This is a genomic window from Pedobacter sp. KBS0701, from assembly GCF_005938645.2.
In the GTDB taxonomy this organism is placed as follows: domain Bacteria; phylum Bacteroidota; class Bacteroidia; order Sphingobacteriales; family Sphingobacteriaceae; genus Pedobacter.
Map to the genome: position 1 here is coordinate 3,523,100 of NZ_CP042171.1, position 16,593 is coordinate 3,539,692.

Below are 16,593 nucleotides of genomic sequence, written 5' to 3' on the forward strand. Positions count from 1 at the left end.
ACACATCCCTAACCAAAATAAAAATTAAACACATGAAAAAACCAGTTAACCAACAAGATCGTCGCGATTTTCTAAAAGCAACAGCCATGCTGGCCGGCGGGGCCATGTTAAGCAGCATTCCACTGGCCGGCGCGTATGCATCAGGATCCGATACCATTAAAATTGCCTTAATAGGCTGTGGCGATCGTGGTACCGGAGCAGCTTTCCAGGCATTAAGCACTAAATTTAACCTAAAACTGGTTGCCATGGCCGATGCTTTTCAAGATCGGTTAGACAGCAGTTACCAATCTTTAAGTTCTAAATTTGCAGCAAAAATGGATGTTCCAAAAGAACGCCAGTTTGTAGGTTTTGATGCGTATTTAAAAGCCATTCCATTAGCTGACGTAGTGTTGCTAACCACGCCTCCGGGCTTCCGTCCGATCCATTTTGAAGAAGCAGTTAAACAGAATAAACAAATTTTCATGGAAAAACCTGTTGCTGTAGATGCGCCGGGTATCAGAAAAGTATTGGCCGCAGCCGAAGAAGCGAAAAAGAAAAAATTAAACGTTGTAGTAGGTTTACAGCGCCGTTACCAGACCAACTATCGCGAATCGATGAAACGTATTAACGATGGTGCCATTGGCGATATCATGTCGGGCCAGGTATACTGGAACAGCGGTGGCGTTTGGGTACGTCCGCGCACAGCAAACCAAACCGAAATGGAATACCAAATGAGAAACTGGTATTATTTCAACTGGTTGTGCGGCGATCATATTGTGGAGCAACATGTACACAATATCGATATTGCCAACTGGATAAAAAACGGACATCCGGTTTCGGTACAGGGAACAGGTAGCCGTGCCTGGAGAACAGGGAAAGACTATGGAGAAATTTATGATAACCACTCTATCGAATTAACTTATGCCGATGGTGCCGTAATCCATAGCCAGTGCAGGCATTTTGAAGGCATCAGCAACCGTGTGGATGAAACTTTTCAGGGTACCAAAGGCAAAATTTACCTTTCAGGCAGCAACCAGGCCATTATGAAAGATTACAGTGGTAAAGAACTCTATAATCACAATACCAAAGGTAACGCCAATCCGTACCAAACCGAGCACGACGAACTGTTCGATGCAGTTTCTAAGGGAGAATATAAATTCAGTAATGTAGACTATGCTGCAACAAGCACATTCTCGTCAATTATCGGTCGTTATGCAACTTATTCTGGTCAAACCATTAAATGGGATGAGGCTTTAGCTTCGAACATCAGTTTAATGCCTGAGCGTTTTGCATGGGATGCTAACCCAAGGTTAATGCCTGATGAAAAAGGACTATACCCTATTGCCATGCCCGGACAAACCAAGGTGATCTAAAATTAAATTGATGCGTTACAGGTTTTTGCTTTTCATTTTGCCACTGATTTTTGCCTTTTCATTTAAAAAAGAAGTGAAGCAGTATAAAATTGATGGTTATGCACAAGGAACCGATTACGCAATAATGTACTATGCTACTGATAGTTTAGCCACTAAAGCTGGCATAGATAGCTTATTGAACGAAATTGATTTATCGATGTCGCTTTACAAAAAGGGATCATTGATAAATCAATTTAATGCTGCCCAAAAAGAAATTAAAACCGATCGTTTTATAAACGACGTGCTGAAAAGGAGTTTCGAGATCAACCAGGATACAAAGGGCATTTTTGACATTACGGTTGCCCCATTGGTACAAGCCTGGGGTTTTGGGCCAAAAGAGGCTAAAAAAGAACCCGATCCTGCTGTAATTAAATCGATATTGGCCTGTGTAGGCATGAGAAACCTGAAGTTAAAGAATGGTTTATTAAGCAAACTAAAGCCCTGTATACAAATCGATTTAAATGGAATTGCCCAAGGTTACAGTGTCGATTTAATTGCCGCTTATCTTGAACAAAAAGGAATTAAACAATATGTAGCTGAATTAGGAGGCGAAATCCGGATTTCAGGACCTAAACCCAATGGCGAAACCATGAAAATTGGCATTGAAGGCCCGGATAAGGATGGAACGCCGGTAATCAGGCATATCGCTGCGATAAATTCTGGTGCAATTACCACTTCAGGCAACTACCGCAAATTCCACCAGAGCGGCAAGAAAAAAATTTCTCACCTGATCGATCCTAAAACCGGCTATCCTTTAAATAATGAAATGATTAGTGTAACGGTATACGCCAAAGATGCCATTACAGCCGATGGATATGATAATGCCTTAATGGCCATGCATCTCAAAGATGCCATGGCTTTCGTAGAAAGCAGAAAAAACCTTGAGGCTTATTTTGTGTACCATCAAAAAGATGGCACAGTCGCTGATACGTTAACTACAGGATTCAAAAAATTAATTACACACTAATATCTGTTAAAACCAAACCGATGAAAAGAAGTGAGTTTATAAGAAATAGCCTGCTTACAGCTGGTGCAATAACAACGGGAGCAGGATTGACCAATACTTTTGCTGCTGAAAAGACAAATACTATGTTAAGCGATAAAACTTTTAACCTTGATTATGCACCACACCAGGGCATGTTCCAAAACCATGCAGGTAAGAGTTTTTTAGATCAGATCCAGTTTATGTATGATAAAGGTTTCCGTTCCATCGAAGATAACGGTTATCTCGGTCGTTCTGTTGAAGAACAGGAGAAAATCGGCAATTTACTGGCGAAACTGGGCATGAGGATGGGCGTTTTTGTGGTAGATGGTGGCGATAACTGGAAAACCTCTTTAACCACCGGTAGAAAGGAGTTTAAGGATAAATTTGTCGAAACCTGCAAAAAATCGGTAGAAGCTGCAAAACGCTGTAATGCCAAATGGCTTACCGTAGTACCAGGTTTTTACGAACGTACCCTGCCTTATGGAAATCAGTTTGCCAATGTAATCGATGCCATGCGTGCCGGGGCCGAAATCTTTGAACCCCACGGTTTGATTATGGTCTTGGAAACCCTGAGCGATACCCCGGAACTTTTCCTGCAAAAAACAAATGAAACCTACGCCGTTTGTAAAGCGGTTAAAAGTCCTTCATGTAAAATTCTTTATGACATTTACCACATGCAACGTACAGAAGGCGACTTAATTAAAACCATCGATCGTTGCTGGGACGAAATTGCCTACATCCAGATCGGCGATAATCCTGGCCGCAAAGAACCGACAACCGGAGAAATTAATTATAAAAACCTGTTCAAACACCTGCATGCCAAAGGCTACAAAGGCGTTATGGGTATGGAGCATGGCAATTCTAAAGGCGGAAAAGAGGGTGAGCTGGCTGTTATTTCGGCTTATAGGGCTGAGGATAACTTTTTATAGATAGTTAAGGAATAAAATTCGTCATTGCGAGAAGGCTTTTTCAGCCGACGTAGCAATCTTAAAACGATCGCTACTAGCGTGTGCATTAAGATTATTCATTTGTACAGTTGTTTTTAAAGGCATTCATGAGCTCATTACGTTCGGTTATCTTCGTGCCTCGCAATGACGATTTATTGAGGACTAACCCACTTTCAACACCCACACCGAAACACTGCCGGCATTGCAATGAAACTCTGCCCAGCCATTTTCATCAATAACTACTTCCTGCTGGCGATAGCCTAAGGCATCAACAAAGGTTTTTCCGGCAAAGTGTTTACCTATTTCCATTTCTTTGAATCCTTCCTCTCCTGTACTCAACAATACGGCTAAACCACTGTTTTCATGTTCTTCATCACCAGCACGGGTCCATCCTACACAAATACCATGGTCAAAATAATCACGTTGCTCACCGTAGGCTAATGCTGTACGGATTTTACTCATCGTTTCAACCGCAGGGATAGCCACTAACTCAACATGTACCTCATCACCTTCTTTATCTTTATCATCATAAATTCCTCCATACAAATCAGGAAAGAATAAACACGGAATGCCTTGCATGCGCAAAAGGATCATGGCATACGCTAAAGGCCTGAACCAAAAATCGACATAAGATTCTAGTGCCTGTAAAGGTTGCGAATCATGATTATCCACAAAGGTTACCGCCAGATCAGGCTTTACCTGTACCAGCGTTCCATCAAAAATCGTCCGCATATCAAAGGCTTCATCTTTACTGGCCAGGAAAAAGTTATGGTGCAGGAGCGAATCGAATATTTGCGTCCTGCCACCGGTAATTTCAATATAATTCAATTGCCCCGCTATATCCACGACGTTCCAATCTTCGGCAACAATAAAAAACTCCCTGTTAAATTTTTGGTTGAGGTGGTCGATCCACTCTACAATAAAATCCGGATTAATGTGTTTAACCGCATCTAACCTGAAACCGTCTACCTTAGTGGTTTCCACTACCCATTCGCCCCAGTATTTTAACTCTTCAACTACAGCCCTGTTGCGGTAATCGATATCATTGTACATCAGGTAGTCGTAATTGCCAAATTCAGTAGATGGAACCTCTTCAAAACCTTCACCTAAATGGTTTTGGATCGAATAAATAGCAGTCTCTTTGATATCCTCTGCCCAGTCTACCCCACTAAAACACTCATGATTCCATATAAATTCAGAATATTTACCCTTTCGTCCGGGGAAAGTAAACTTTGTCCAGGCTTCGATTTCGAAAACATCGCTGGTAAATTCATTTCTATCTTCTGGATTTACAGTTCTAACGGCTATTTTCTCAAGTTCATCGCCACCTGCTTTATGGTTAAAAACCGCATCGGCCAAGGCGCTAATTCCATTTTCGTGCAATGCTTCAATAGCTTTGATATACTCATCTTTAGAGCCGTATTTGGTGTGCACACTCCCTTTCTGATCGAACTCACCCAAATCGAAAAGGTCGTAAACTGCATAACCAACATCATAGGTCGCATTGTTTGATTTATAGGCTGGTGGCAACCATAAAGCGGTTATCCCAATTTCTTTTAAATGACTTGCTTCGGCAGCTACTTTAGTCCATAAATTTTGTTCTTCGTTATAATACCAATGGAAAAATTGGATCAGGGTCTGGTTTTGCATTAATTCGATTTTTTTTAAGGGATAACATGATAGCTGATGAATTTGTTTTTGGATTGAAGATCTTCACAAGTTCTTTCCCGCTGATCTCGCTCATGCCCGCAGAAAAAAAAATAATAAGAGCCTGTTTAAAATTAAATAAAATTTATTTCGTATGTCAGTCTGAGCGTAGTCGAAGACCATTTGAAAGCATTAATTAAGCAATCGACTACGCTACCATTGACAGACTCCCAAAAAAGGTCGTCATTGCGAGGAGGAACGACGAAGCAATCTATCATGCTAATGATCCTTGCTATAAAGATTGCTTCGTCGGCTGAAAAAGCCTTCTCGCAATGATGATCCCTCGGAGAGATTTATTTCCATTAAATTCTACTGTCACTCATATTGATTTTTATACAATAAATTATCCCTAACGGTGACAGCAAAAGGCTATTTATATTTGTTATAAAAATTTAAACAGGCTCTAAATCTGCGGGAACAATATCACTCATGCTTTTCCCCCTGATTTCGCAGATCACCTCCGAAAAACATCTGCTAAATCCACCAGAATCTATTTGCAATACAATCTTAACCACATTTTACTTACTTTTGCCCTCAAATGAGTTTAAAAAAGAAATTTGCCAGAGAAAGTTTTACCATTATGAACGAATTGGTATTACCAAACGATACCAATACCTTAAATAACCTGATGGGTGGGCGTTTGCTTCACTGGATGGATATTGCAGCGGCAATTTCGGCTCAAAAACACTGTAATCGTATCGTGGTGACCGCTTCAGTTGATAATGTTTCTTTTAAACAGCCCATTAAATTAGGTGATGTAATTACCATCGAAGCCAAAGTAACCCGTGCTTTTAATACCTCGGTAGAAGTTCGTTTAGACGTATGGGCAGAAAATATTCCAAGTGGTGCAAGGCAGAAAAGCAACGAAGCTTACTATACCTTTGTAGCGCTTGATCAGAGTGCACGCACCATACCTGTACCAGAACTTATTCCGGAAACGCAGGAAGAAATTGATTTGTTTGACGGCGCCCTGCGCCGCAGGCAGTTACGTTTGGTTTTGGGTGGCAAAATGCATCCTGATGACGCCAGCGAACTGAAGGCACTTTTCTTTAAAGCATAATTTTTACACTAAATTTCTTTCTGCTTAGCATGATTGTTTTATTTTAGCGGTTCACCCTACGCTGAAAAATATGACAACTTATACCATTCTTATTATTTTAAGCGGATTAGTAATATTCTCTTATCTGTTTGATTTAGTGGCGAGTAAAACCAAGGTGCCATCGGTTTTATTGCTCCTGCTTTTAGGTATCGGTTTACGTTTACTGGTCGACAACCTGAAGATACAAACCTTCAATTTCCTCTCTATCCTACCCACATTGGGTACGGTGGGTTTAATTTTGATTGTTTTTGAGGGCTCACTCGAACTCAAATATGATCAGCATAAAAACAAGATCATTAAAAGCGCTTTTTTTTCGGCCTTAAGTATTTTACTCGGTACCACCAGCGTAATTACCACCATCATTTACCAGATTTCGCACCACGATTTATATACCTGCATTGCCAATGCCATCCCTTTTAGTGTCATCAGTTCGGCCATTGCCATTCCATCGGCCGCAGCTTTAAACAATAAAGATAAAGAGTTTGTGATCTACGAATCGTCTTTCTCTGATATCCTGGGGATCATCATTTTTAATTTCACCATTACCAACCATTCGGTCACTACCTCCGCATTTATCGGCCTGGGCTTAAGTACCTTTCTCATCCTTTTGCTATCGGCCATTGCCTGTGTGGTATTGTTGTACATTATGGGCCGGTTGGTACACCACATCAAATTTTTCCTGATTATCGCCATCCTTATCCTGGTTTATGCCATTGGTCAATCTCACCACCTCTCTTCGCTGGTGCTGATCCTGAGTACAGGTTTATTCCTGAACAATGCCGATACCATCCAGAACGTTTGGTTCAGGAGTATTTTTTTATACAAGAATTTAACGGCCGATTTATCGCAGCTTTACCAGTTATCGGCAGAAAGTGCCTTTATTTTGCGGACTTTTTTCTTCGTTATTTTCGGTTTTACGATGAACATCGGCGAACTGAACAATAAGGTTGTACTCGCCAATGGCTTTTTCATTCTGATCACGATATACCTCATCAGGATGCTCTTCCTTAAAATATTTAAAAAGGACACTTTAGGTCCGATTTTATACATCGCCCCCCGCGGCCTGATCAGTATTTTACTTTATTTCAACCTGCCCGCCTCACTAAAAATACAGGAAGTGGGTACGCCGTTCCTGTTCCTGGTAGTATTGGGCTCGAGTATTGTAATGACGCTGGGGATAACCTTGAGCAAGAGAAATAGTGTGATTGAGTAGTTTATTTGGTTAATTGTATAAACTGGTTAACCGGTTAATTGAGAAGGTTTTTTTTGGAAATGAATGTCAGTATTTCATAGGTACTGTAGCCCTGCCATTCGCTTTATTCCGATGAAGAATCGGAATGCCCGCTACTGTCAGGTTTATTGAACAATGGTTTGTTTTCAAGGCACAAAACTTTGTACATCAACCCGATTAGAATCTATTGTGTGGACAAATCTTTTTTAAGAATAGTTTAGGCATTTTGCTAACTGACTTTAATAAAACACGGTCTTCCGCGAAGGACGCCGTCAATCCCAAGTGGCAGAAGGATCAAAAAAACAGGTGCAATACAGAACAAATAGCACCACCAAACCTGAAACGCAGTGGTTTTGTGTTCATAGAAGATAATTCAAAGCTATAAATGAATTGAACACAAAACAAAGTGCCGCTGTTTTTTTGATGTGCGTGGGCCAGTGAGAAGCCACCTTGTTGGATTGACAGAGCGCTTTGGGTACTTTGGCGCTCCAAAATGCGCAGCATTCTTGAGCACAGCTAAAAACAACATTACCAGCGAAAAACTACCATGCCCCGCGGCAGAGAGCGAAAAAAATATTTGTAGCCACATGATAGAACTTTATGAAAAAGCAATCTTTAAAATCAGCACGATTTTATAAATCGGTTAATCTACTCCCAAGCCTACTCTAAACACCTAAGGTTTAAATGAGACTGAAATGCTTTTCAGCTGCTTCAATTCTGCCAAAACATTTGGATTGGCCTGGTAATAAATAGAATAATAACTGACTTCGTTAAACTTATTTTTATCTAGCTTATTAAAATTAAAGCGTGCAAGATTCGGATTAATGGCATGGATGGGCAATGCAACAGCATTTGCCATTGCAGTAAAAACAACAGAAAATGCCGTGGCTGCCGCGTCTTCCCTCAAACCCGGCTCTTCCTTGCCCCATTTATCAACCATTTTACCAGCTGCATTCATTTTATACTCTTCTGCCCTATCTTCACCGATTTTAATAAAACTCATCCCTTTATAACCTTTTTTAATCGTACGGATCTGTGCGGTTTCAATTTCATTGATAGGAACGGTAATAAATTCGCCATCATGATTCAGAATCACATTTACCGAATCAACTTTATATAAAATCCCTTTGTATTTTTCATTCTGGGTTTTCAGAATGGCCATGTAAGGTTTTACGTTTTGAGCCATTGCGAAGCTTAGACAAAAGAAAAAGATGAGGGTGAAATAGATAGACTTTATCATGTTATTGGTTCATTGTTTTATGGTTCATAGCCTTGTGAGTTAAGCCATTGGCACAGGTGAAAATAATTTAACCACAGATAAAAAGGATGGACACAGATATAAAAATCCGTGTTTATCTGTGTCCATCTGTGGTTAAAAACCTTAGCTGAATGACATTGCTCCAAACGCTTAGCGCCTAAGGTCTATCAATATAGTAAGCTTTTGAGTAAATTTCCAATTTTTTATACTCAGTGGCAAACAATTTTTCATCTTTATTGATCTTCAAAAACATTCTTTTAGCCTTAAGTTCGGCTATAAGGCCATAAGTTGTGCCTACTGCTGCCCCTAAAGTTGTAGCGGCTAAAAAGGCTGCAAGTTGTTCGTTGCCAGATCCATTGTTGTTATCTGTAAATGCCAAAGAACCAATTGCCGCGCCAGCAAGTGTCCCGATCAGAAATCCTTTACCTGTATTGATGCCTTTTTTCTTTAAGCGGATGCTGATGATATTTTTTGCACGAAGCATGATGTAATTCCCATAACCATCATTCACAGCGACACCTTCAGGAGAAATTTTCTCTAAAGTACCTTTTACAACAGGTAAAGAGTCTGAAACCACTTTTACCTGGTAATTGATAAATTCCTGCGCTTTGGCTTCGCTAAAAAACAGATTACCTATAAAGAAACAGAGCGATACAAAGAAAATTTTCATTGGAGAGCGGTTTAGTTGGTGAATTGTATAAATTGGTTAATTGGTTAACTGTAATAATTCGTTAAACGGTTAATTGTTCAAATCGACTAAAGACTGCCGACTCAAGTCTTCGGACTAAAATCGATCAATCCACTCTCAACTCCAAACGCCCAACTCCAAACTTTAGTGCGTAGCATTAGGCGCTTAGCGGGAAAACTCCCAACTCCAAACTAATCAACTTCCCATTTCCAGAATCTTATCAAATTCAGTAGCCTTAAGCGGCATTACCGATAAACGTCCTTGTCTAACCAAAGAAATATCAACCAAACTTGGTTCTGCTTTGATCTGCTCCAGCGAAACCGGGTTTTTCAGGCTTTCTACAGGCGATAAATCAACCACTACCCAGTTGGCATCATCAGTAGTTGGGTCCTGGTAAAACTCTTTCACCACTTTGGCAATACCAACCACGTTTTTACCTTCATTACTGTGGTAAAAAAGCACCAAGTCTCCTTCTTTCATGGCTTTCAGGTTATTCCTCGCCTGATAATTACGCACACCATCCCAAAAGGTGCGACCATCTTCATTAAATTTTTCCCAACTGTATTTAAAAGGCTCTGACTTGACTAACCAATGATTCATTCTGTTTTTAGTTTATTTCTATTTATCTAATCATCAAAACTAATAAATCTGAAAGAATTCGCAGGTATATTCCAAAATTTGGTGGTAACAAAAAGAAATACCTCAATAAATATGGAAAAGGCTTTAAATTTTTCTGCTTTATTAAGATAATGGTGGTGGCATCAAAATTACCTCAACTCTATTTTCAGGTGTGGGAAGTGGAAGTTTACCGAGCAGATTTATTCCAAACGATGGATGATTACCGTTAGTATGAATGGCCATTGCTATCAGCGTACATTTTGCATCATCAAGACGTAAAACATCTGCTGAAGGCTCAAATTCTTCAAAGATGGTTTCAAATGCTAAAGTCTCCTTTGCATATTCAATACAGTCATAATAAATTGTTCTATCTGTCATTTTGTATTGAACTTTCGTTACGATACCACCTTCCTCAGTTAAAATAAAACCTTTTCCATGAGCCTGATAAAGAATTAAGTTTTCCACTCTTTGATTGAAACTAAACCCGAGCGCAATGAGAAGTTCATGTGCCTTATTCGCTGGAAGATTATATAAATCCCAGAGCTGTTGCGGTTTAATCTTTAATCCATTCATATTTAAAGTTAAACATTTGGATTAAGAAGTATATACAGAATTCTAAATCCATTCCGCTCTCCAAATAGTGGCTTATGCAAAGAAAGGAATGAGTTTAGTGTTTATTCTCATTCTGACGCTTGAGTTCATCATAAATGCCTTTCAAAATCTCATTTCGTTGGTAATTAGATTTACCAATATTATCCAATCTGCTTAATATAAAATAAATGATCGTTACAACTACCAGAATTTGAATGGTTAAAACAGCGATCGACATATAATTCATAACGAGTGTTAATTAGTTTTTATCTAAGATAAAGAATAATATCATCCTAAACCAAGCTTTTCCTCAAAAGCAGTTTATCGCCATTTTAAATTACCACCGGAATGTTTATATTTGATCAAAACGCGATCTATATGAAAAGACAAATCTTACTCAGCTTCTCACTCTTAATCCTGATTATTATCAGCCAAAAAGCCAAAGCCCAGGATAGCCTGAAGGTAAATGCCCCGGTCGATACCATCATCTACGATGATAAATTGTCTTCTGAAGGACACTTATACAAGTTCCCGTTATCACCCCTTAGTCAGGTGGAATATACACAGTTCATGAACAATCAGTATGCAACCTCGGATGTGATTAAAAAAAACAAACTTTACACCAAACTAGAGGTAACCACAATAGTGGAAAAAGACGGCAGTGTTTCTAAATACACTGTAAAAGGAACAGGCACCGAGGCCATGAAAAATGAAATCGTCAGGATCCTTAAACTCCTGCCAAAAAATACGCTCGGCACTAGAGATGGGGAAGCGGCAAGGTTTCGGCTACACCAGCCTTTTGAGTTTAAATATGAGTGAGGCTTTGGGGTAGGTATTCCAACTCCACGCGCTTATCCTAGTTCCGAAATTGACACAGTTTATTTTACTAACCCCATCCTAAATCCATCCTATACCCTCACGGTGGCTTACCTTAATAATTACTATTAGCGCAAGTCTCAGTGCTTTGGACAGCGGCGTGGATGACTTGTAATTTCATTATTAATTTTGGAAGTAATAACCGAACATAAGTCAAGCCAAGGCTTGAGGCAATGTGCGCTAAGACTTGCGCTAGAATGGGATTTTTTGGATATTCTATTTTCGAGTAAAATCAATATCTTGCCAAAACTAAATTAATGATCACAAAAATCTTTTGAAATCTTTCTAGTTTAAATGCTAATAGATATTTGAAAACCGATATAACTATTCTAAATATACAGCTACAAATTATGATAGAAACTCTAAAACAAATTGTAATCGAACATTTCGCGGGAACTAATTACGTAGTTTAAGAGTTCTGTGCAATAATATAACTCCCTTTAAATGGCAAAAAAGACAATTACAGATAACAAAGTATCTGAAAACTTGAAATCAGCAGAAGACTTTATTGAATCTTATTCTAGAATATCAGTTCCAGTTTATTCTGATGAAACTACATCCAAAGCTAATGAATATTTTAAAAAATATTTTAGTGAGAAAATGGAAGGGAACTATTCTGAAATACTTCAAACACTAAGAAATAATTTAGTACATAGTTTCAGTAAAACTGATAGAACAGAAATTATCCGTGAATTAAAACAGAATTACAAGAAAGAGAAATTAGTTTTGGTTCTTGGTGCAGGAGTTTCAATGTCTTTTGGATTACCTTCTTGGGATATCTTATTACAAAAACTAATGATGACAACTCTAGAAAAGGAGAAAAACGCCTCTAGCATTTTGTCTAAATTGTTTGCCAAAATATTCAACCCTAGTCCACTCATAGCAGGAAGATATCTGCAAAAATATTTTGAGAGTAACAAAACTTCATTTGAAGAAGAGGTTCGAAATATTTTATATCAAGAAATTGAAAGAGGAACAAAATCCAAGTTGATGGATGAAATTATTAGGTACTGCATCGCTCCTGGTAAAAGTCCAAATTTAAATAGTATCATTACTTATAATTTTGATGACATTTTAGAATACAACATACAAAAAAGCAGTTTAGACTTACCATACAAATCAATTTATGGTAATGGTATGGATGTTGATACTGGAGAACTCCCAATATACCATGTTCATGGCTATTTGCCCGAGAAAGGAAAATTGTCAGATGCTAACCAAATAACATTTGGTGAAAGTGTTTATCATAAGCAATATACGGATACATATAGTTGGAATAATATAGTGCAGATTAACAAATTTCGAGAGAACAATTGTTTGTTTATCGGAACGTCTCTTACTGACCCTAACACAAGGAGGTTGCTTGACATTGCAAATCAGCAAAGAACAACCAAAAAAGGTTCACACTTTATTTTTAAAATTAAATACAAAGTAGAGGATGTAAAAAAGGCCTTAAGTCTACTTTTAAATAATGAAGTTGACTTATTAAACGAGAAGTCCAATGCATCACTTCAATTGGAAGAAACTGCAACCACTCTTGTTGAGACTATTGAGTCCTTTGAAGAGAATGATTTAAAATCTTTCGGAATTAAAACAATTTGGGTCGATACGTACAGTCAAATCCCTGAAATCATGCATGAAATTAGGAAAATATAACTCTAAAAGTTAGAAGTCATCACTAGCTCATAAATGGTATGCAAGAAAATATCATAAAAATACCGGCAAACGACCAGGAAATTTACTTATATACTTCTTTAGGAGAAGCTTTAATTAAAACTCAAGTAGTTGAGCAAGCTTTGAGTCATTCAATTACCTCCTACTAGCGCAAATCTTAGTTTCTAGGCTAGCGGGCTGGATGAATTGTGCTTGATGAAGTAATTAATCAATAATATTTTTAAACACAGTCCGACCAAGGCTTAAGACTATGAGCCCTAAGAAACGCGCTAGAATTGGTAAGGCAGTGAATAAATTTCTTTGGACTTATTTGAATTTAGTTTACGTTAAACAATACAATTAATTAGCTAAAAATAAATACCTATGAAAGAAATCAATTTTACAGTGTTATTCAGTGTGATCGCAGGCTTTGCTTCATTTAGCTGGACAGTAATACAATATCTTGATTCGAGAAGGAGAGAACAAAACCTAAAGGAATTTGACCAATTTCATAAGCTGTTAAAAGAACTAGTTCAGCCGGAAGATGAAAATGGTACAATGTACGTAGATAGACAAACTGCCATAATATTTGAACTTAGACATTTCAAAAGATATTATCCTTACAGTCTTAGGACTTTAAAAGGACTTTTAGAGAAATGGAAACAAGTACCAAACCAATTCCCTAGAATTCTTGAAGAAACCCAACTAACTGTTGAATATTTAGAATCTAAAGTAAAACGATGAAAGAAGCAAAATCAGACAATTTCTCTTGGACATCGTATCTAATTGATCTTAGGTTTGATGATACTCACCTTGCTTTTGGAACTAGCTTTATGATAACTAGAGATGCAAATTCTTATCTAATTACTAATTGGCATAATGTGACAGGACAAAATCCAGAAACAATGGAGTTCTTAACTGGTACTATTTGCTTTCCAAATAATCTTAACGTCTATTTAGTTGATAAAAATAGGTATAGTGTTGGTGAGCAAACAACCATTAGCTGGTCAACTTTAAATATTAAATTATTGGATGATGAAGATAGTAAATTATGGATTGAACATCCGCTTTATAAACAAGGTATTGATGTTGTGGCTATACCTATTATAGTACCTGATAATCTCGTTGCATTTTCAATTGACCAATTTATTGAACCGCATAATGAAGATACAGAAATTCATATTGGGCAAGACATATACGTCTTAGGTTTTCCATTTAACAATACTGGAGGAGGTTTTTTCCCAATTTGGAAGAGGGCTTCTATAGCGTCTGAACCAGCCATTGATATCGGTGGAGTTCCAAAAATGTTCGTTGATACTGCTTCTCGCAGTGGGATGTCCGGCTCTCCCGTCATCTTAAAGGAAAGAAGAACTGTCTCCATCCATAAAGATGGCAAGGTTAGCAACAATTACACCAAACTAGTCGGCATATATTCAGGTAGAATTGGGGCTAGCGATGAATTACAAGCACAGCTCGGCATTGTTTGGAAAGCTTCAGTAATAGACGAAATAATCAATCAATAGCCAATCGATGAACTTTTACAACAAAATAACAGTGTGTCTCGAATGTTATTGTGGAATCAGTTCACAAGTATATAGATTACTCCCACAACTACTATGGTATAGGTGCTTAATGTCTGCAACCTCTACTCTTGTTAAGAGAGTTTCAAAAAGTTGAAATTGATCAATCAATGAAGACTCATCTTGACAGTCTCATACTCGAAGTAGGGTAGGCCAATACAAACTCATTGTATTTTGAGAAGCATTTCAAAGGCATTCCTTCTTCTAAAGCCTTTGTAGAGCTTGCTAAGCTACAATTACAAAGTTCGGAAATAACAAATATCAGTTTAGTGGGGTTACTTAATAAAAAGTTTGAATAACCTACTGCAACGTCTTATCGACCGCAACGCCTGAACTATCGACTGCAACGTCTGAACTGTTGACTGCAAGTACAGAACTATGAACTGCAAGTTCTGAACTATCAACTGCAAAGTCTGAACTATCGACTGCAACGTCTGAACTACCGACCGCAACGCATGAACTACCGACCGCAACGTTTGAACTACCGACCGCAGCGTCTGAACTACCGACCGCAACGTCTGAACTATCGACCGCAATGGCTGAACTATCGACTGCAACGTCTGAACTATCGACCGCAACGCCTGAACTACCGACCGCAACGTCTGAACTATCGACTGCAACCTCTGAACTGTCGACCGCAATGTCTGAACTACCGACCGCAACGCCTGAACTGTCGACCGCAACGTCTGAACTGTCGACCGCAACGTCTGAACTAACGACTGCAAGTATCCCCCCCCTATTTATGCCTTATTTGAGCAAAAAGATTTCGTGAATTATTTAATTGTGCTTATCTTAGTAGTGCAGAACAGTAATTAACAATATCTTTTAACTTAATCGGAGAGACATAAAATAAATTAAAAATTTCACAATATTCCTGAGTGAGCGGCTTAGACCCGCATCTTTCAATATCTCTGAAAAGAGTTAATTGTTGTTCTGCAGCACTCAGGAACTTTTTTATCAAATGTTATGCAGAACAACAATTGTAAAAACCCAGACACACAGCTCCCAAATGAGGTAGCAGCTGTAACCGAGTTCCGGAAACTGATGGAAGCCTATTTCGATATGATTGGTTTATCGGATGTGAATCAATTCCTTACTGAAATGCTTAGCGCAGCTATCGGGCCTGATCCGCGCTCTGGCAAACACAAACCCATTACTATTGCCAACGCCCTTTATGATGTAAACAATATCATCAACCTGCTTACCAAAACAAAACCTTTGGCCAATGAAGAAACCTTTCAGCGTTATGCCATAAACCTGGGTGATAACCTACAAGCTGTTGGCCAATTTGATGTGGAGCATCTTTCTGAACTATTATATGTTGGATTAAATGCCTACATCTTTCAGGAGGATGATTTTGAAGGCGCAACCTTAAAATTTTCTGTCGAAATTACTGCTGCCTATAAAATGATTTATGATTGGCTGTCAGACTGCGATGCCTGGTGTAATGCTGTTGAGTGTGATGTATATAATGAAACTATCAGCTTAGCAGCTACACCATAACCGTTCAAATTTTAATTGGCCATTTACCTTGTACAGCTATGAGGGAAAACTCCCCTCCTAATTTAGGAGGGGTGCCCAACGGGCGGGGTGGTTAAGATTTTTAACCACAGATGCGCACAGATAAACACGGATTTTTATATCTGTGTGCATCCTTTTTATCTGTGGCTAAATTATTTTCATTACTAGCTCCTCAAGCCAATAGGCGCTAAGACCCGCACCAGAACGAAGATGTTTGTCAGTCTGAGCGTAGTAGAAGCCCCTTAAGCTAAACAAATCGAAATAAATACCATTCGACTATGCTATCATTGACAGAATCCATCAATGCAGTCGTCCTTTCGACTGAAGCGCAGCGAAATGGAGAAATCTTTGAACCATGCTAAGATTCTCCCCTACGGTCGAAATGACGCCGTATCTGTCTGTAGAGCCCTTCCTGAACTCTACGGATTAATAATAGAAAAGAGTCTGT

The 16,593-nt window shown here is 38.7% G+C and carries 15 protein-coding genes; 10 read left to right on the top strand and 5 right to left on the bottom strand.

The genetic code is table 11. The features are described 5' to 3' along the window. The first annotated feature begins 32 nt into the window (after positions 1 to 32). From FFJ24_RS14205 to FFJ24_RS14215, 3 genes are read left to right on the top strand one after another with little or no spacing between them, the layout of a single operon-like run. Positions 33 to 1,352, top strand: a complete 1,320-nt coding sequence (locus FFJ24_RS14205; RefSeq protein ID WP_138822173.1) for a Gfo/Idh/MocA family oxidoreductase — start codon at positions 33 to 35, stop codon at positions 1,350 to 1,352. Positions 1,353 to 1,362: 10 nt separating this feature from the next. Further along, complete coding sequence (locus FFJ24_RS14210; protein ID WP_138822176.1) at positions 1,363 to 2,358, top strand: FAD:protein FMN transferase; 996 nt, start codon at positions 1,363 to 1,365, stop codon at positions 2,356 to 2,358. 20 nt (positions 2,359 to 2,378) lie between these two features. Then, the gene (locus FFJ24_RS14215; protein WP_138822178.1) at positions 2,379 to 3,305 is read left to right on the top strand and encodes a hydroxypyruvate isomerase family protein; all 927 of its coding nucleotides are present in this window, start codon (positions 2,379 to 2,381) and stop codon (positions 3,303 to 3,305) included. A 180-nt stretch (positions 3,306 to 3,485) separates the two neighbouring features. On the opposite strand, the gene FFJ24_RS14220 is transcribed toward FFJ24_RS14215, so the two are convergent. Further along, positions 3,486 to 4,973, bottom strand: coding sequence for an alpha-amylase (locus FFJ24_RS14220; RefSeq protein WP_138822180.1), 1,488 nt, complete (start codon positions 4,971 to 4,973; stop codon positions 3,486 to 3,488). A 595-nt stretch (positions 4,974 to 5,568) separates the two neighbouring features. Between FFJ24_RS14220 and FFJ24_RS14225 the strand changes: the two genes are divergently transcribed. Both FFJ24_RS14225 and FFJ24_RS14230 read left to right on the top strand, forming a co-directional pair. Further along, complete coding sequence (locus FFJ24_RS14225) at positions 5,569 to 6,090, top strand: acyl-CoA thioesterase (protein WP_121287055.1); 522 nt, start codon at positions 5,569 to 5,571, stop codon at positions 6,088 to 6,090. Between the two features lie 70 nt (positions 6,091 to 6,160). Then, positions 6,161 to 7,342 (top strand): cation:proton antiporter, encoded by a 1,182-nt coding sequence (locus FFJ24_RS14230; RefSeq protein WP_138822182.1) that lies wholly within the window; start codon positions 6,161 to 6,163, stop codon positions 7,340 to 7,342. A 691-nt stretch (positions 7,343 to 8,033) separates the two neighbouring features. Here the strand turns inward: FFJ24_RS14230 and FFJ24_RS14235 are convergent. The 4 genes from FFJ24_RS14235 to FFJ24_RS14250 form a co-directional block, all read right to left on the bottom strand. Further along, on the bottom strand, positions 8,034 to 8,600 hold the full coding sequence (locus FFJ24_RS14235) for a hypothetical protein (protein ID WP_138822184.1): 567 nt from the start codon (positions 8,598 to 8,600) through the stop codon (positions 8,034 to 8,036). Between the two features lie 175 nt (positions 8,601 to 8,775). Next, a complete protein-coding gene (locus FFJ24_RS14240; RefSeq protein WP_138822186.1) occupies positions 8,776 to 9,288 on the bottom strand; it encodes a hypothetical protein in 513 nt (170 codons plus the stop codon). A 213-nt stretch (positions 9,289 to 9,501) separates the two neighbouring features. Next, a complete protein-coding gene (locus tag FFJ24_RS14245) occupies positions 9,502 to 9,906 on the bottom strand; it encodes an EVE domain-containing protein (RefSeq protein ID WP_138822188.1) in 405 nt (134 codons plus the stop codon). 141 nt (positions 9,907 to 10,047) lie between these two features. Then, the gene (locus FFJ24_RS14250; RefSeq protein WP_138822190.1) at positions 10,048 to 10,497 is read right to left on the bottom strand and encodes a hypothetical protein; all 450 of its coding nucleotides are present in this window, start codon (positions 10,495 to 10,497) and stop codon (positions 10,048 to 10,050) included. A 396-nt stretch (positions 10,498 to 10,893) separates the two neighbouring features. Between FFJ24_RS14250 and FFJ24_RS14255 the strand changes: the two genes are divergently transcribed. The 5 genes from FFJ24_RS14255 to FFJ24_RS14275 all read left to right on the top strand — a co-directional run bounded on the left by FFJ24_RS14255 (position 10,894) and on the right by FFJ24_RS14275 (position 16,127). Beyond that, a complete protein-coding gene (locus FFJ24_RS14255; protein WP_138822192.1) occupies positions 10,894 to 11,334 on the top strand; it encodes a hypothetical protein in 441 nt (146 codons plus the stop codon). A gap of 501 nt (positions 11,335 to 11,835) precedes the next feature. Continuing rightward, positions 11,836 to 13,047: an SIR2 family protein gene (locus tag FFJ24_RS14260; protein WP_138822194.1), complete on the top strand. Its 1,212-nt coding sequence runs from the start codon at positions 11,836 to 11,838 to the stop codon at positions 13,045 to 13,047. Between the two features lie 381 nt (positions 13,048 to 13,428). Next, positions 13,429 to 13,788 carry a hypothetical protein gene (locus FFJ24_RS14265; protein WP_138822195.1) on the top strand — a complete coding sequence of 120 codons (360 nt, stop codon included), beginning with the start codon at positions 13,429 to 13,431 and terminating at the stop codon, positions 13,786 to 13,788. Continuing rightward, a complete protein-coding gene (locus FFJ24_RS14270) occupies positions 13,785 to 14,567 on the top strand; it encodes a trypsin-like peptidase domain-containing protein (protein ID WP_138822197.1) in 783 nt (260 codons plus the stop codon). Before FFJ24_RS14265 ends, FFJ24_RS14270 begins: the two co-directional genes overlap by 4 nt. A gap of 1,023 nt (positions 14,568 to 15,590) precedes the next feature. After that, positions 15,591 to 16,127 (top strand): hypothetical protein, encoded by a 537-nt coding sequence (locus FFJ24_RS14275; protein ID WP_138822199.1) that lies wholly within the window; start codon positions 15,591 to 15,593, stop codon positions 16,125 to 16,127. Positions 16,128 to 16,593 lie beyond the last annotated feature (466 nt).

Excerpts from the sequence above, each read along its gene's own strand:
- FFJ24_RS14205 (WP_138822173.1), top strand. The coding sequence starts at position 33 with ATGAAAAAACCAGTTAACCAACAAGATCGTCGCGATTTTCTAAAAGCA.
- FFJ24_RS14210 (WP_138822176.1), top strand. The coding sequence starts at position 1,363 with ATGCGTTACAGGTTTTTGCTTTTCATTTTGCCACTGATTTTTGCCTTT.
- FFJ24_RS14215 (WP_138822178.1), top strand. The coding sequence starts at position 2,379 with ATGAAAAGAAGTGAGTTTATAAGAAATAGCCTGCTTACAGCTGGTGCA.
- FFJ24_RS14220 (WP_138822180.1), bottom strand. The coding sequence starts at position 4,973 with ATGCAAAACCAGACCCTGATCCAATTTTTCCATTGGTATTATAACGAA.
- FFJ24_RS14225 (WP_121287055.1), top strand. The coding sequence starts at position 5,569 with ATGAGTTTAAAAAAGAAATTTGCCAGAGAAAGTTTTACCATTATGAAC.
- FFJ24_RS14230 (WP_138822182.1), top strand. The coding sequence starts at position 6,161 with ATGACAACTTATACCATTCTTATTATTTTAAGCGGATTAGTAATATTC.
- FFJ24_RS14235 (WP_138822184.1), bottom strand. The coding sequence starts at position 8,600 with ATGATAAAGTCTATCTATTTCACCCTCATCTTTTTCTTTTGTCTAAGC.
- FFJ24_RS14240 (WP_138822186.1), bottom strand. The coding sequence starts at position 9,288 with ATGAAAATTTTCTTTGTATCGCTCTGTTTCTTTATAGGTAATCTGTTT.
- FFJ24_RS14245 (WP_138822188.1), bottom strand. The coding sequence starts at position 9,906 with ATGAATCATTGGTTAGTCAAGTCAGAGCCTTTTAAATACAGTTGGGAA.
- FFJ24_RS14250 (WP_138822190.1), bottom strand. The coding sequence starts at position 10,497 with ATGAATGGATTAAAGATTAAACCGCAACAGCTCTGGGATTTATATAAT.
- FFJ24_RS14255 (WP_138822192.1), top strand. The coding sequence starts at position 10,894 with ATGAAAAGACAAATCTTACTCAGCTTCTCACTCTTAATCCTGATTATT.
- FFJ24_RS14260 (WP_138822194.1), top strand. The coding sequence starts at position 11,836 with ATGGCAAAAAAGACAATTACAGATAACAAAGTATCTGAAAACTTGAAA.
- FFJ24_RS14265 (WP_138822195.1), top strand. The coding sequence starts at position 13,429 with ATGAAAGAAATCAATTTTACAGTGTTATTCAGTGTGATCGCAGGCTTT.
- FFJ24_RS14270 (WP_138822197.1), top strand. The coding sequence starts at position 13,785 with ATGAAAGAAGCAAAATCAGACAATTTCTCTTGGACATCGTATCTAATT.
- FFJ24_RS14275 (WP_138822199.1), top strand. The coding sequence starts at position 15,591 with ATGCAGAACAACAATTGTAAAAACCCAGACACACAGCTCCCAAATGAG.